The organism is Actinacidiphila sp. bgisy145, from assembly GCF_057708125.1.
This window is the reverse complement of record NZ_JBYIRL010000014.1, coordinates 72,297-87,012: the sequence shown is the minus strand read 5'-3', so window position 1 is coordinate 87,012 and position 14,716 is coordinate 72,297. Positions and strand designations below refer to the sequence as shown.

The following is a 14,716-nucleotide window of genomic DNA, read 5'->3' as shown; positions in this document are numbered from 1 at the left end:
GGCAGGCCGACGCGGTGCAGAAGCGCGGGCCCTTGCGGTCAGAGGTGGAGCAGGGCGGTCGAGACGGTCCAGAGGTGGTGGGCGGTGGCGGGGTCGAGGGCCCATTCTTTGACGCCGTGCGGGTGTTGCGCCAGGTCGGCGTCGTTCGGCACGGTGTACGCCTCGCGGCAGTCGTCGAGGTAGTGGCCGCCGGAGTGGGCGAACTGCGGGGCGACGGCCGCGACGATGGTGGTGGCTGCGCCCTGCTCGACCGTTTTGTAGGTGAAGACCCCGGCGGCCTCGGCCGCGTCGAGGGACTCCCGCTGCCGCGCTGTGAAGTTCCGTTGCAGTCCGGTCGCGACGCCGCCGGGGTTCACCGCGTTGGCCACGATGCCGTCGGAGGCCCAGCGCCGGCTCGCCTCGACGGCGAAGAGGGAGTTCGCCGTCTTCGACTGGGCGTAGGCGATCTGCGGATCGTAGCCGCGGCGCTCGAAGTGCAGGTCGTCGAAGTCGATGCCGGCACGCATGTGGGCCGTCGAACTGACCGCGACGATCCGTGCTCCGCCGCGGTCGGCCGCGCCCAGCGCCAGGGCGTCGTGGAGACCGGTCGCGAGGGCGAGATGGCCCAGGTGGTTCGTCGCGAACTGCAACTCCCAGCCCTCGCGGGTGCGTTCGAGGCCGCCGGTGACCACGCCCGCGTTGTTGATCAGCAGGTGGAGCGGGCCGTCCCACGCGTCGACGCAGCGTGCGACGGACGTCCGGTCGGCGAGGTCGAGCCGGACGACCCGGGGCCGTGTCCCCGCGGTTGCGCCGCCGCTTCCGCCGGTTCCCCCGCTTTCCCCGCTTCCCCCGCTTTCCGCGGTCGACTTCGCGATCGCCTCGGCGACGGCTTCCCCCGCCGCCGTGTTCCGGACGGCGAGCGTCACTTCCGCCCCGGCAGCGGTCAGCGCGCGGGCCGTCTCGACCCCGATCCCGGATGACGCTCCTGTCACGATCGCGCGGACGCCGCCGAGGTCGATGCCCCGCAGGACGTCGTCCGCGGTGCTGGTGGCGGTGAAGGGCGTGGACAGGGGTTCGCGTGTCGTCATGGCGGCGACTATACGCACTAGCCATTATTTGTATAGTGCGGCGCCCACTCGTATGCTCGGCCCATGAACAGCCCCACCGCCGGCGGCCACCCCTCGCCGTCGGCCGCCGACACCGACCGGCGAACGAAGGTCCTGGACTCCGCCATGGCCACGTTCGCGCGATTCGGCTACCGGAAGACCTCGATGGAGGAGGTGGCGCGGGCCGCCGACATCTCCCGGCCCGGGCTGTACTTCCTCTTCTCCTCCAAGGAGAGCCTGTTCCGCGCCGCCGCCACCCAGGCGCTGGAACGCGACATCGCGGCCGTCGACCATGCCCTGGCCGCCACCGGGCGGCCCCTCGCGGAGCGCCTCCTCGACGCGTTCGACCACTGGGCGGGCCGCTACATCGGCCCGCTGGCACGCGACGTGGCGGGGGTCATCGAGGCCAACCCCGGCCTGCTGGGGGAGATCGCCGAGACCGCACCGCGCCGTTTCGAGCAACTGATCACCGACGCGATCGCCGCCACCGCGGGGCGGGCGGCGGCCCGCCGTATCGCCCGGACGATGATCAGCGTGTCGATCGGCCTCAAGCACCAGGCCGCGGCACGGGACTTCTACCGCGAACGGATGGGGATCGCGATCGACCTGCTGCTGCGCTGAAGACGCACCGGAGGAAACGGGTGACCCCGCCGACCGTCACCTGAGCGGCCCGTCACCTGAGCGGCCCCGCACCGCTTCCCACGCCCGCGACCGGGTGGACGGAATGATGACGGTCGTAGCCCCACCACGCCCCGCGCCGTGAAGGAGAGCAGCCCGTGAGCACCTGGAACCCCCGGACGCTGGAGCGGATCGCCGCAGCCGACGAACTGCGCATCGCACCCCGCCGCGGCGACGGCTCCCTGCGCAAAGCCACCACCATCTGGGTCGTACGGGACGGCGACGACCTGTACGTCCGCTCCTGGCGCGGTGCGGCCGGCTCCTGGTGGAACACCGCCCGGGAAAGCGGCACCGGGCACATCGCTGCCGGGGGCGAGGAGGCCGATGTCGCCTTCACCCCGACCACCGACGACACGGTCAACGCACAGGTCGATGCCGCCTACCGGGCCAAGTACGGCCGCTACACCGGCTACGTCGAGCCGATGGTCGCCGACCAGGCCCGGGCCACCACCCTGCGCCTGACCCCGCAGCCGTAGCCCGATCCGGCCTCCGCCGGCCCGCCGGACACCGCTTGCCGACCCGCGCTTGCCGTCCCGCCGGACACCGCCGCCCGCATCCGACCACCGCTCAGGAGTGCCTGCCGGTCAACTACGGCCGGGCCGGGGTGCGCCGGATCAGTCCCGGACCACCGGGGTCTGGAGTTCCGTCACCCACTCGGCGCGGTTCTCCGGGCACTCCAGGGTGATCTCACGCGGGTATCCCGTCGACCGGTAGCCGTTGGCGTCGATCCAGCGGGCCAGGGTCTGGGCGGTGGGGACCACGCGGTCCATCGAGCCCCGGTGCACGATGGTCGCCGCCTGGTCGAGGGCCGGCAGGTCCAGGACGCGGAACGTCCCGTCCTGGAGCGGCGCCGAGACCTGGACGGCCGCGTGGACGGCGATCCCGCCACCGCCCTGCGGTGCGTCCTCGTAGTACGCGATGCCCGGACCGGTCGGCGCGATGCCCGCCGCGCCCAGGCACCGGAGCAGCTCGTCGTAGAGCGGACCGATCACCGGCCCGATGTCCTCGGGCGCGAAACTCGCGGCGGTCGCGGTCAGTTCCGCCACGCGGACGGCGGGGACGGTCTTGATGACGACGTCGTTCGTGGGCATGTGCCCCTCACTCTCGATCGCTCGGAGCCTCGCCTCGACCTGGACCAACCGCGCGGCCGCGGCAGCCACCGCGGTCTCCAGTTCGGCCCGCCGCAGCCGCAGCATGCCGTGCAGCTCCGCGACACCGACCTTCTCGTCCACGATGTCCCGGACCTGCTGGAGGGTGAACCCGAGGTCCTTCAGCGCGACGATCCGGTTGAGGCGGGCGAGTTGGGCCGCGGTGTAGTGGCGGTAGCCGCTGGCGGGGTCGACGTGGGCCGGGTGCAGCAGCCCGGTCGCGTCGTAGTGCCGCAGCATCCGGACCGAGACACGGCCGTGGCGGGCGAAGTCTCCGATGGTGAACATGATGTCTCCGAGTTGACCGCCTGACACGGTGTGAGGGTCAAGAAGCTACGGGACCGTCTGCGACGACATCGGCGAGCGCGGTGTCGGGCTCGGGGGACGCACGTCCGTGCGCTCACCCATGCCGACGGATTCTTCCGTGTATGTCCCTTTCGCTTGCGCCGCTGTGGTAATGTAAGCAGCGCTTACTTTGTGAGGTGGCGATGGAGACGAATCCGGCCAGACCCGGCTACCACCACGGCGACCTGCGGGCGGCGCTGGTCCTGGCCGCCCTGGAGATGCTCGAGGCGGGCGAGCCGTTCTCCTTGCGCGCGCTCGCCCGCCGGGCGGGTGTGTCCACGGCAGCCCCGTACCGGCACTTCGCCGACCGCGAGGAGCTGGAATCGGCGCTGGCCGTCCACGGACTGCGTGAACTGCTGAGCGACCTCACCTCGGGCGGGCCGGCCCCGACGTCGGCCGCCGACGTCGGTGAACTCGCCGTCGGGTACGTGCGTTTCGCCCTGCGCAGGCCGGCGCTGTTCCGGCTGATGTTCGGGCAGGCGTGCGACGACCAGGACGACGCGAGGGTGCGCGCGGCCGGTGCGCTGCACGACCACCTCGAAGCGGTCATGGCCGGGGTCTTCCCCGCGTCCGATCCGGCCGTCCTGGCCACCGCCGGGTGGTCGCTCGCCCACGGTCTGGCCTTCCTCCACCTCGACGGCAAGCTGTCCCGGGCCGATCCCGCCGCTGTCGACGCGCGCGTGCGTGCGGCATTCGCCGCCGTCCTCCCGCCGGTCACCCCGCCTGCCGTCCCACCTTCCGCCCCGCCTGTCGTCCGACCCGTCCCGCCGCCCGGAATCGAGGGCCCATGAGCCGCCGCATCCTGATCGTCGTCAGCAATGTCGACCACTACGAGGCCGATCCGTCGCACCCGACCGGGCTCTGGCTGTCCGAGCTCACCCACGCCTGCGACACCTTCGAGCAGCACGGTCTGGAGCAGACGATCGTCAGCCCCGCGGGCGGGAAGTCCCCGCTGGAGCCGCGGTCGTTGAAGTTCCCCAGCTACGACGCGTCCGCCAGGTCCTGGCACGGCGACCCGGCCCGGATGGCCCTGCTCGACGACACGGCCGCCCCCGGACAGATCGACTCGGCCGACTACGACGCGATCTACTTCACCGGCGGCCACGCGGTGATGTTCGACTTCCCCGGCAGCGCGGGCCTGCAACGGATCACCCGCGAGATCTTCGAGCGCGGCGGGGTCGTCGGCGCGGTCTGCCACGGCTACTGCGGGCTGCTCGACACCACTCTGTCCGACGGGAGCCACCTCGTCGCCGGCCGCAAGCTGACCGGGTTCTCCTGGCGGGAGGAGGTCCTCGCCCGCGTCGGCGGACTCGTGCCCTACAACGTCGAGCAGCGGATGAAGGAGCGCGGCGCGCGTTACTCGAAGGCGCTCCTGCCGTTCGCCTCCTACACCGTCGTCGACGGCCGGTTGGTCACCGGGCAGAACCCCGGATCGGCCAAGGCGACGGCGGCCAAGGTCGCCGCGCTGCTCTGACGGCGGGCACCGCCACCGCCACCCTGGAAATCGACCTGAAAGGCTGCGCCCCATGCAGACCGTGCTCGGATCAGGCGGCCAGATCGCCGAAGAGCTCACCCGCGAGCTGTACCGGAACGTCACGCACGACATCCGGCTCGTGAGCAGGAACCCCGCCAAGGTGCACGAGAGCGACCAGCTCGTGGCCGCCGACCTCACGGACGCCGAGGCCACCGACGCGGCGGTGGCGGGGAGCGACGTCGTCTACCTCACCGTCGGGCTGCCGATGGACTCCGGACTGTGGGAGCAGCGGTTCCCGGCGATGATGGCGCACACGATCGCCGCCTGCCGCAAGCACGGCAGCAGACTCGTCTTCTTCGACAACACCTACATGTACCCGCGGACGTCGAGCCCGCAGACCGAGGACACCGCGTTCGCGCCGGTCGGGCGCAAGTCCGCGGTGCGTGCGCGGATCGCGACGGAGCTGCTGGCCGCGATGGACTCGGGCACCGTCGAGGCCGTGATCTGCCGCGCCCCCGAGTTCTACGGGCCCGGGAAGACCCAGAGCCTGACCAACTCGGCCGTCTTCGACCGCATCCGGCACGGCAAGCGGGCGATGGTGCCGCTGAACGCCCACGCCCGGCGCAGCCTGATCTGGACCCCGGACGCGTCCCGGGCGATGGCCCTCATCGGCAACACGCCCGACGCCTACGGGCAGACCTGGCATCTGCCGGTCGACCCGGACCGCCTGACCTACCAGGGCATGATCGACGTCGCCGCGCGGACCCTGGGGCGGCGCGTCCGCTACTCCACCGTCCCCGGGTGGGCGTTCCGGATCGGCGGGCTGGTCAACCCGGCGGTCCGGGAAGCGGAGGAACTCCTGCCGCGCTACCGGCAGGACAACATCTTCGACGCGTCGAAGTTCGCGGCCCGCTTCCCCGACTTCCAGGTCACCAGCTATCCCGACGGCATCGCCCGCCTCCTCCGCGCATGACCCTCCAGAGCGAGCAGCCGCAGCCGCACAGCCGGGGGAGCGGCCGTCCCGTCCTGGTGACGCTGACCGGCGGACCCGGTGCGGGCAAGACGACCCTGGCGGCCACCCTGACGGCCACCGCGTCGGCCGCGGGCTCAGGCGTAGAAGCGGGACACGCTCTGGAGGACCGCTGCCGGCTTGGGGGCGCCCTCGATCTCGATGGTGCCGTCGACGGTGATCTGCAGGCCGCCGGGGACCTCGTCGACCGCCGCCAGGCGCGCGGCGAGGCGGATGCGGGAACCGACGCGGACCGGCGAGGGGAAACGGACCTTGTTGAGGCCGTAGTTGACCTTGGTACTGACGCCCTCGACCTCCAGCAGGCCGGTGAACAGCGGGATGAACAGCGCCAACGTCAGGTATCCGTGGGCGATCGGGGCGCCGAAGGGGCCCGCCGCGGCGCGCTCGACGTCCGTGTGTATCCACTGGTGGTCGCCGGTCGCGTCGGCGAAGCCGTTGATACGGTCCTGGGTGACCTCGATCCAGTCGCTGGTGCCCAACTCGGCGCCGGCGAGCGCCTTGAGCTCGTCGAGTCCGTGCACGGTGAGGGTGGAGGGCATGGTCATGACGGGTGGTCCTTGCTCTTGGAGGGGGGCGCCGGCTGCCGTGCGGCTACTGGTGTTCTTCGCGCAGCCGGCGCTTGAGGATCTTTCCTGAGGCGGTGCGCGGGAGGCTGTCCACGAGCACCACCGATTTGGGGATCTTGTACCTGGCCAGCCTGCCGTCCAGCGCGGCAAGCAGCTCCCGGGGAGCGGGTGCCGCGCCCTGCGCCGGGACCACGAAGGCCCGCCCGGACTCGCCCCACCGCTCGTCGGCGACGCCGATCACCGCGCACTCGGCCACGCCGGGCAGCGCGAGCAGGGCGTCCTCGACCTCCGCGGGGTAGACGTTCTCGCCGCCCGAGATGTACATGTCCTTGATCCGGTCGGCGATGGTGACGTAGCCGTCGGCGTCCACCCGCGCGGCGTCGCCGCTGTGGAACCAGCCGTCGTGGAGGGCGGCGGCGGTCTCCTCCGGAAGACCCCAGTAGCCGGGGCCGACGTGCGGTCCGCGGACGACGACCTCGCCCAACTCGCCCGCCGGCACGGGCCGCCCCCCGGGCCCCAGCACCCGGACGTCGCTGAAGAAGTGCGGGACGCCGGCCGAGCCGGCCTTGCTGACGGCGTGCTCGGCGTCGAGGAAGAGCGTGCCGGGGGCCGCCTCGGTCATGCCGTATCCCTGGAGGAAGGTGAGGCCCCGCTGCTGGTAGGTGTGGATGAGCGCGGCCGGCACCGGAGCGCCGCCGCAGGTGAGCAGGCGGAGTGAGGAGAGGTCCGCCTGCTCCCAGCCCGACTGCCGCGCGACGAGGTCGAACATGGTCGGGACGCCGAACATGAAGCTGATCTGGTGCCGCTCGATCAGCGCCAGCGTGGCTGCCGGGTCGAAGGACTCCACCAGGACGCAGGCGCCGCCCTTGAGCAGGACGGGCAGGGTGAGCATGTTCAGCCCGGCGGTGTGGAAGAGCGGGGCGGAGACGAGGGCCCGCTCGTCTGCGGTGAGGTCGTGGTCGACCAGGACGTTGACGGCGTTCCAGGTGAGGTTGCCGTGGGTGAGCATGGCGCCCTTGGGGCGACCGGTGGTCCCCGAGGTGTACATGATGAGGCAGAGCTCGTCCGGGGCGACGGTCTCGTCGATCGGCTCGGTGGCGGCCGCGGCCAGCAGGTCCTCGTAGACCGGACCGATCTCCACGGTCCAGGGGACCTCGGCGGGTACGAGGCCGGCGAGCGAGGACGCGTGGAGCAGGGCCCGGACGCCGCTGTCCTGGAGTTGGTAGGCGATCTCGGCTGCGGCGAGGCGGGTGTTGAGGGGGACGAAGACCGCGCCGAGGATGCCCGTGGCGAAGAGGGTTTCCAGATAGGCGGGGTGGTTCGGTCCCAGGTAGGCGACGCGGTCGCCGCGGCGGATGCCGGCGGCGCGCAGCGCGTGCGCGAGGCGGGTGGTGCGCTCGTGCAGGTCGGCGTAGCTGTGATGGTGCTCGCCGTGGATGAGCGCGGTGCGGTGCGGGGTCTTCCGGGCTCGGCGGGCGGGCCAGGACCCGATGCCCTCGTTGCGCATGTGAGGCTCCTTCAGGAGGTGAGTCCCAGCAGCCGAGCCGCGTTGTCCTTGAGGATCTTGGGCCTGACGCTGTCCTTGATGGGCAGCTTCTCGAAGTCGGCGAGCCAGCGGTCCGGGGTCAGCACGGGGTAGTCGGAACCGAAGAGAACCTTGTCCTGGAGCAGGGAGTTGGCGTACTGGACCAGTTGCGGCGGGAAGTACTTGGGCGACCAGCCGGAGAGGTCGATGTGCACGCCGGGTTTGTGGGTGGCGACCGCGAGCGCCTCGTCCTGCCAGGGGAAGGAGGGGTGCGCGAGGATGATCTTCAGATGCGGGAAGTCGACGGCGACGTCGTCCACACGCATCGGGTTGGAGTACTTCAGCCGGATTCCGCCTCCGCCGGGGACACCCGCGCCGATGCCGGTCTGGCCGGTGTGGAAGAGGGCGACGGTGCCGGTCTCCTCGATGACCTCGTAGAGTCCGTACACCATCCGGTCGTCGGGGTAGAAGCCCTGGATGCTGGGGTGGAACTTGAACCCGCGCACTCCGTACTCCTCTACCAGCCGCCGCGCCTGACGGATGCCCGCCTTGCCGCGGAAGGGGTCGATGGAGGCGAAGGGTATGAGCACGTCGGGGTTGGCCGCGGCGGCCTCGGCCACTTCCTCGTTGGGGACCGGCGGTGTGCCGGTGGCGTGCTCGGCGTCGACGGTGAAGACGACCGCGGCCATGTTCCGCTCGCGGTAGTAGGCGGCCATCTCCGGGAGGGTGGGCTTGCGCTTGCCCTCGACCTTGAAGTACGCCTCCGAGGCCGTGTCGAGTTCGGCCGAGAGCGAGGCGTTCCCCCGTGCGGAGACCTCGGCGTGGGTGTGGACGTCGATGGCGGTGAGCTCTTCGGGATCGAGGGGCCGGCCGGTGGTCATGCCTGCTGCCCCTCGGGGATGCGCGGAGCGGGGATGCCGACCGACTGCGGCTCGCGGCCGACCGAACCGTGCCAGCCGGCGGCCAGTGCCTGCGGGGTCCAGCCGCCGTCGGCGTAGGCGACGGCGCTCTCCTGCGGGTGCGACCAGAGCGTGAGCCGGTCGCCGCCGATGCCGATGCACTGGCCGGTGACGTCCCGGGCGGCGTCGGAGGCGAGGAAGGGCAGCAGGGCGGCACAGTCCTCGGGCGTGCCGAAGCCCTCCCCCTTGCGCAGGAAGTCGGGCAGCGGCTGCCCCTGCCGGAGGCGTTCGACGTAGGGCGCGAAGGCGGGGATGGTCTCGGTCATGGCGGTGGCGGCGACCGGCACGATCGCGTTGACGGTGATGCCGGCGCGGGCCAGCTCCATGGACCAGGTCCGGACCATGGCGGCGATGCCGGCCTTGGCGGCGGCGTAGTTGGTCTGGCCGAAGTTCCCGCGCTGCCCGGCCGGGGAGCCGACCATGACGAGGGTGCCGCCGTCGCCCTGCTCGCGCATGCGGACCGTGGCCGCGCGGGCGCAGGTGAAGGTGCCGCGCAGGTGGGTGCCGATGACGGCGTCGAAGTCCTCGTCGGTCATCTTCCACAGCACCCGGTCGCGCAGTATCCCGGCGTTGGTGACCATGACGTCGAGGCGTCCGAACTCGCTGACGGCGCGGGCGACCAGGCGGTCCGCGGCTTCGCTGCCGCCGACGGCGACGGCCTCGGCGACGGCTCGGCCACCGGCGTCGGTGATGGTCCTGGCGGCCCGCTCGGCGACTTCCGCGTCGAGGTCGTTGACGACGACGGCCGCTCCGGCACCGGCGAGTGCGGTGGCGTAGGCGAGGCCGAGTCCCCGTCCGCTGCCGGTGACGACGGCGACCTTGCCGGCCAGATCGAGGGAGGGGTGAGGAGTGGGTTCATCGCTCATGGGGAACGAAGTTAAGAGCAACCATTGTTGATGTCAATAGTTGCGATCGACCGTCGCTTTGCGGAATGATGCCGCCATGAGCGACGCACCCTGGATGCGCGGCCTGCACGCCGACACCGGATACCTGCTGTACCGCCTGGGCCTGCGCTCGGGCAGTCTGTTCAACGCGGGCCTGGAACAGCACGGCCTGCGACTGCGGCACTACGCGTTGCTCCGCTATCTCTCCGCCGTCGAGGGCGCCCGGCAGCGGGAGTTGAGCGACCGGCTCGGCTACGACCCCAGCGCCATCGTCAGCCTCGTCGACGACCTGCAGCGACTCGAACTGGTCGAACGCCGCCCCGACCCCGGCGACCGGCGCAACCGGATCGTCGTGCTGACGAAGGACGGAGAGCAGCTGCTCCGGGACAGCGAACAGGACGGCGCCCGCGTCACCGACGACCTGCTGGCACCCCTCGGCGCCGAGGACCGCCGGACCCTGCACGCCCTGCTGCTGCGGATCGCCGAACCGGCGGACTCCACCGCCGGCGGCGACTGACCCCACATCCCGGCCGCGTGCCCGGCCCACCCCCCGCCCGTTCGGCGGCCGACCGCCTGCTCGCCGTGCTCGGCTCCTTCGAGCAGTCGCATCCCGCCCTGACGCTGACCCAGATCGCCCAGCGCGCCGACCTTCCGCTGCCCACGGCGCACCGTCTGGTCGGCGTGCTCACCGGCTGGGGCGCGCTCGAACGCACCGAGGACGGCCGCTACCACGTGGGGCTGCGCCTGTGGGAGGTCGCCGCGCTGGCCCCGCGCGGGGTGGGATTGCGCCAGGCGGCGATGCCCTTCCTGGAGGATCTCTACGAGACCACCCACGAGAACGTGCAACTCGCGGTGCGCGACGGCATGGAGGTCCTCTACACCGAGCACATCGCGGGCCGCTCGGCCGTCGGCGTCCGCAGCCGGGTCGGCGCCCGCTGGCCACTGCACGCCACCGGCGTCGGCCTGGTGCTGCTCGCCCACGGCGGCGCCCCGCTACAAGACCGCTACTGCGCCGGGAACCTGGCCGCGTTCACCTCCTTCACGGTCACCGATCCGGTGCGGCTGCGCCGCATGCTGGCCGAGGTGCGACGCAGCGGATGCGCGGTGAGCGACCGCCAGATCACCGACGACGCGCTGTCCGTGGCGGCGCCGGTGCTCGGTTCCCGCGGCGAGGTGGTCGCGGCCGTCTCGGTCGTCGTGCCGTTCGCGGGCGCGCGGACCGCGGCGCTCGTCCCCGTCGTGCGGGTGGCCGGCCGTGGCATCTCACGGGCGCTGGGCTGGCAACCCGCGTCGCATCGGCCCCGGGACTTCCGCCGGGCGGAAGTCCCCTTGTCCCAGGCCGGACGCAGGCCGGAGCCTGGCGGCACGCGGAGCACCGGCGCTCCGCCGTAGAGGGACGGGACTCCTGCCATGGCCACGCACTCAGCCTTCGCCCGCAACCAGTGGTACGTCGCCGCCTGGTCCGCCGAGGTCGGCCGCGACCTGCTGGGCCGCACCGTCCTGGGCGAGCCCATCGCGCTGTACCGCACCGAGGCGGGCGGGGCCGTCGCCCTCGCCGACCGCTGCGTACACCGCCGATTCCCGCTGTCGGCAAGCCGCCTGGACGGCGACCAGGTGGTCTGCGGCTACCACGGCTTCACCTACGACACCACCGGCACCTGCGTCTTCGTCCCGGGCCAGAAGCGCGTCCCCCGTACCGCGCGGGTGCGCTCCTATCCCGTGGCGGAGGTCGACTCCTTCGTCTGGGTCTGGATCGGCGACCCCGAGGCGGCCGACACCGCCGCGATCCCGCGCGCCCCGCACCTGGTGGACGACGGCTGGGTCACCGTCAGCGGCATGGAGCCCATCGACTGCGACTACGGCCTGCTGGTCGACAACCTGCTGGACCTCTCCCACGAGACCTACCTGCACGGCGGCTACATCGGCACGCCGGAGGTGGCGCAGACCCCGATCACCACCGAGGTCGACGAGGAGGCCGGGGTCGTCCGGGTCTCCCGTCACATGCCCGACGCCGAGTGCCCGCCCTTCTACGCGCGCTCGACCGGCATCGAGGGACGCATCCAGCGCCTCCAGGACATCGAGTACCGCGCGCCCTGCCTCTACCTGCTGCACAGCCGGATCAGCCCCACCGGGCAGGATTCCCCCGTGTTCCGCACCGAGATCACCTATGCGATCACCCCCTCGGCGCCCGGCCAGGTCTACGACTTCTGGGCCGTCTCAAGGGACTTCGCGGTCCAGGACGCCGAGGTCACCACCTTCCTGCGGGACTTCAACCACACCGTGGTCATGCAGGACGTGGACGCGCTCAACGTGTTGCAGCGCTGCCTCGACACGGAGACCGAGGGCTACCAGGAACTCAGCATCAACATCGACACCGGCGGCCTGGCCGCGCGGCGCATCCTGGCCCGGCTGGCCGCGCGATGACCCCGGGGCCGCGATCCGCCGAATCCGGTGTGTTCCGCATTCGCTGGCTGCCCGGCACCGATGTGCTGCTCGGCCGCTGCCACTGCGGCGCGGAACACGCGTGCCAGGACCCCGTCGCGATGTGGGACTGGCTGCTGACCCACCCCGACCACCCCACCGCCGAGGACGCCGCCCGGTGAACGACACCACCCTGGACCTGGTCGTCGCCGACCGCCGCGACGAGGCGGTCGGCGTGGTGTCCCTGACGCTGCGCCGCGCCGACGGCCGGGCGCTGCCCGACTGGCAGCCCGGCGCGCACGTGGACCTGCTGCTGGCCGACGGCCTGGAGCGCCCGTTCTCCTTGTGCGGACCGCCCCGCGGCGAGGGGTGGCGGATCGCCGTGCTGCGGAGGGCGGACGGGCGCGGCGGCTCGGACTTCGTCCACACCTCCCTGTGGCCGGGCGCCCGGGTGCTGGCCCGCGGCCCTCGCAACCACTTCCCGCTGGAGCCGGCGCCGCGCCACCGCTTCGTCGCCGGAGGCATCGGCATCACACCGATCCTCCCGATGCTGGCCGCGGCCACGGCGTCCGCCTCGGACTGGTCGCTGCTGTACGGCGGCCGCTCCCGCTCCTCCATGGCCTTCGTCGAGGAACTGGCGGAAGAGCACCCGGCCGGACGCGTCACCCTCACCACCGGCCACCTCGATCTGGACGGCTACCTCGACGGCCTGCGCCCGGGTGAACTCGTCTACGCCTGCGGCCCGGCGTCACTGCTGGCGGCCGTCGAGTCCCGTGTGCCGGCCTCCACCCTGCGCCTGGAACGCTTCACCGCCGCCGCCACCACCGACACCTCGGGCGACACGGCGTTCGACGTCGAACTCGCCCGGTCCGGCGTCGTCCTGACCGTCCCGCCGGACCGCAGCATCCTGCACACCGTTCAGCAGGCGGGCATCACCGTCCTCTACTCCTGCGCGGAGGGCACCTGCGGCACCTGCGAGACCGATGTCCTGTCGGGCGAGGCCGACCACCGCGACACCGTCCTCACCGACGAGGAACGTGCCGCCGGCGAGACGATGATGATCTGCGTCTCCCGCTGCCGCACACCTGGCGGCCGGCTGACCCTGGACCTGTGACTTCGGCCGGCACCGCATCTCAGCCGACCGGCAGGCCCGCGTAGTTCTGCGCCAGTTCGGCGGCGGCATGCGGCGAGGCGGCGATGCGGTCGAGCTGCGAGAGCTGGAGACGGGTGTCGAACGGGGACTGGTCCGGGGCGGTGTGCAGGGTCGTCGTCATGAACCAGGAGAAGTGCTCCGCGCGCCACACCCGCCGCAGGCAGGTGTCCGAGTAGGAGTCGAGCCCTGCCGTGGAGCCGGTCGCGGCCAACTCCTCGAAGGCGCGGGCCAGGACGATGACGTCGGAGGCGGCGAGGTTGAGGCCCTTCGCGCCCGTGGGCGGGACGATGTGCGCGGCGTCGCCCGCGAGTATCACCCGGCCCCAGCGCATCGGCTCGGTGACGGAGCTGCGCATCGGCAGGACGGACCGCTGCGTGATCGGCCCCCTGGCCAGCTTCCAGTCCCCGTCGACAGCGAAGCGGGCGTCGAGTTCGTCCCAGATCCGCCCGTCCGTCCAGGTGGCGGCGTCGGTGCCGTTGGGCACCTGGAGGTACAGCCTGCTGACGGTCGGGGAGCGCATGCTGAGCAGTGCGAATCCGCGCGGCGAGTGCGCGTAGACCAGCTCGTCGCTGGAGGGCGGCACGTCGGCGAGGATGCCGAACCACGAGTAGGGGTAGACCCGTTCGAAGGTGCTCAGGGCGGCTGCCGGGATGGCCTTGCGGGTGGCGCCGTGGAAACCGTCGCAGCCGACGACGTAGTCGCAGACGACGGTGTGCTCGACTCCTCCGTGGGTGTAGTGGACGGTCGGCTGGTCGGTGTCGGCGGCGGTCACCTGCGAGACCTCGGCGTCGAAGAGCAGCGGCGCGCCGTCGCGGAGTTGGAGGGCGATGAGGTCCTTGACGACCTCGGTCTGGGCGTAGACCCAGACCTTGCGGCCGCCGGTGAGCGACGGGAAGTCGATGCGGTGGCCGCGCCGGTTCCAGCGCAGTTCGACGCCGTCGTGGACCAGGCCCTCGCGGTCCAGCCGCTCGGCGGCGCCGCTGGAGCGCAACGCGTCGACGGTTCCCTGCTCCAGGATTCCGGCGCGCTGGCGCTGTTCCACGTAGGCACGGCTGCGGGACTCGAGTACGACGCAGTCGACGCCCGCCTGATGGAGGAGGCGGGCGAGCAGGAGGCCGGCGGGGCCGCCGCCCACGATGCCGACGGTGGTACGGGCGGGCAGGGGCGCGGTGAGCGAGGTCATGGCGAGGTCTCTTCTTGGAGGATGCGGTCGGCGAGGGCGGAGGTCGCGTTCGCCGCGGGCTCTCGGCCGTGGACGGCGGACCGGGCCGAGCTCCGTCCGCCCATCCACTCGATCGTGTTCGCCTGGTGAACTATTATTCGTAATTGGCCAGCATGAGTCTGTGTCGGGTCGCGCCCCTTGTCAACAGCAGCCGGCGACCCGGCGGATACCGGGTGCCGGTACGGACGCGGCGCCCGGGCCGAGAGCCGGGCGGCCCCGATAGGCT

The 14,716-nt window shown here is 72.1% G+C and carries 17 protein-coding genes; 10 read left to right on the top strand and 7 right to left on the bottom strand.

Features of this window, described 5'->3' with window-relative positions; genetic code table 11:
• Positions 1-38 precede the first annotated feature (38 nt).
• On the bottom strand, positions 39-1,067 hold the full coding sequence (locus tag AC3ERT_RS15030) for an SDR family NAD(P)-dependent oxidoreductase (protein ID WP_435174557.1): 1,029 nt from the start codon (positions 1,065-1,067) through the stop codon (positions 39-41).
• Between the two features lie 63 nt (positions 1,068-1,130).
• Between AC3ERT_RS15030 and AC3ERT_RS15025 the strand changes: the two genes are divergently transcribed.
• Both AC3ERT_RS15025 and AC3ERT_RS15020 read left to right on the top strand, forming a co-directional pair.
• Positions 1,131-1,706, top strand: coding sequence for a TetR/AcrR family transcriptional regulator (locus AC3ERT_RS15025; protein WP_435174554.1), 576 nt, complete (start codon positions 1,131-1,133; stop codon positions 1,704-1,706).
• A gap of 155 nt (positions 1,707-1,861) precedes the next feature.
• A complete protein-coding gene (locus AC3ERT_RS15020) occupies positions 1,862-2,239 on the top strand; it encodes a DUF2255 family protein (protein ID WP_435174552.1) in 378 nt (125 codons plus the stop codon).
• 138 nt (positions 2,240-2,377) lie between these two features.
• Here AC3ERT_RS15020 and AC3ERT_RS15015 read toward each other — a convergent pair whose 3' ends face one another.
• Positions 2,378-3,199 (bottom strand): MerR family transcriptional regulator, encoded by an 822-nt coding sequence (locus tag AC3ERT_RS15015; protein WP_435174549.1) that lies wholly within the window; start codon positions 3,197-3,199, stop codon positions 2,378-2,380.
• A gap of 200 nt (positions 3,200-3,399) precedes the next feature.
• On the opposite strand from AC3ERT_RS15015, the gene AC3ERT_RS15010 reads away from it, so the two are divergent.
• The 3 genes from AC3ERT_RS15010 to AC3ERT_RS15000 are packed head-to-tail and all read left to right on the top strand — an operon-like array spanning position 3,400 to position 5,703.
• Complete coding sequence (locus tag AC3ERT_RS15010) at positions 3,400-4,047, top strand: TetR/AcrR family transcriptional regulator (protein ID WP_435174547.1); 648 nt, start codon at positions 3,400-3,402, stop codon at positions 4,045-4,047.
• Positions 4,044-4,730: a type 1 glutamine amidotransferase domain-containing protein gene (locus AC3ERT_RS15005; RefSeq protein WP_435174544.1), complete on the top strand. Its 687-nt coding sequence runs from the start codon at positions 4,044-4,046 to the stop codon at positions 4,728-4,730. Before AC3ERT_RS15010 ends, AC3ERT_RS15005 begins: the two co-directional genes overlap by 4 nt.
• 52 nt (positions 4,731-4,782) lie before the next feature.
• Complete coding sequence (locus tag AC3ERT_RS15000; protein WP_435174541.1) at positions 4,783-5,703, top strand: NAD-dependent epimerase/dehydratase family protein; 921 nt, start codon at positions 4,783-4,785, stop codon at positions 5,701-5,703.
• Positions 5,704-5,837: 134 nt separating this feature from the next.
• Here the strand turns inward: AC3ERT_RS15000 and AC3ERT_RS14995 are convergent, their stop codons facing one another.
• The 4 genes from AC3ERT_RS14995 to AC3ERT_RS14980 are packed head-to-tail and all read right to left on the bottom strand — an operon-like array spanning position 5,838 to position 9,676.
• A complete protein-coding gene (locus AC3ERT_RS14995; protein WP_435174677.1) occupies positions 5,838-6,299 on the bottom strand; it encodes a MaoC family dehydratase in 462 nt (153 codons plus the stop codon).
• Positions 6,300-6,351: 52 nt separating this feature from the next.
• Positions 6,352-7,833, bottom strand: a complete 1,482-nt coding sequence (locus tag AC3ERT_RS14990) for an acyl-CoA synthetase (protein WP_435174539.1) — start codon at positions 7,831-7,833, stop codon at positions 6,352-6,354.
• A gap of 11 nt (positions 7,834-7,844) precedes the next feature.
• The gene (locus AC3ERT_RS14985) at positions 7,845-8,732 is read right to left on the bottom strand and encodes an amidohydrolase family protein (RefSeq protein WP_435174537.1); all 888 of its coding nucleotides are present in this window, start codon (positions 8,730-8,732) and stop codon (positions 7,845-7,847) included.
• Positions 8,729-9,676: an SDR family NAD(P)-dependent oxidoreductase gene (locus tag AC3ERT_RS14980; RefSeq protein WP_435174534.1), complete on the bottom strand. Its 948-nt coding sequence runs from the start codon at positions 9,674-9,676 to the stop codon at positions 8,729-8,731. Before AC3ERT_RS14980 ends, AC3ERT_RS14985 begins: the two co-directional genes overlap by 4 nt.
• Before the next feature lie 76 nt (positions 9,677-9,752).
• Here AC3ERT_RS14980 and AC3ERT_RS14975 point away from each other — a divergent pair, with 76 nt between their 5' ends.
• From AC3ERT_RS14975 to AC3ERT_RS14955, 5 genes are read left to right on the top strand one after another with little or no spacing between them, the layout of a single operon-like run.
• Positions 9,753-10,211: a MarR family winged helix-turn-helix transcriptional regulator gene (locus AC3ERT_RS14975; RefSeq protein WP_435174532.1), complete on the top strand. Its 459-nt coding sequence runs from the start codon at positions 9,753-9,755 to the stop codon at positions 10,209-10,211.
• 17 nt (positions 10,212-10,228) lie between these two features.
• Entirely contained in the window at positions 10,229-11,086 is an 858-nt protein-coding gene (locus tag AC3ERT_RS14970) for an IclR family transcriptional regulator (protein ID WP_435174529.1), read from the top strand.
• 18 nt (positions 11,087-11,104) lie between these two features.
• Entirely contained in the window at positions 11,105-12,118 is a 1,014-nt protein-coding gene (locus tag AC3ERT_RS14965; RefSeq protein WP_335981863.1) for an aromatic ring-hydroxylating dioxygenase subunit alpha, read from the top strand.
• A gap of 29 nt (positions 12,119-12,147) precedes the next feature.
• The gene (locus AC3ERT_RS14960) at positions 12,148-12,297 is read left to right on the top strand and encodes a hypothetical protein (protein ID WP_435174526.1); all 150 of its coding nucleotides are present in this window, start codon (positions 12,148-12,150) and stop codon (positions 12,295-12,297) included.
• A complete protein-coding gene (locus AC3ERT_RS14955) occupies positions 12,294-13,229 on the top strand; it encodes a PDR/VanB family oxidoreductase (protein ID WP_435174523.1) in 936 nt (311 codons plus the stop codon). Before AC3ERT_RS14960 ends, AC3ERT_RS14955 begins: the two co-directional genes overlap by 4 nt.
• A gap of 19 nt (positions 13,230-13,248) precedes the next feature.
• Here the strand turns inward: AC3ERT_RS14955 and AC3ERT_RS14950 are convergent, their stop codons facing one another.
• Positions 13,249-14,451: a 4-hydroxybenzoate 3-monooxygenase gene (locus tag AC3ERT_RS14950; protein ID WP_435174520.1), complete on the bottom strand. Its 1,203-nt coding sequence runs from the start codon at positions 14,449-14,451 to the stop codon at positions 13,249-13,251.
• Between the last annotated feature and the right edge of the window lie 265 nt (positions 14,452-14,716).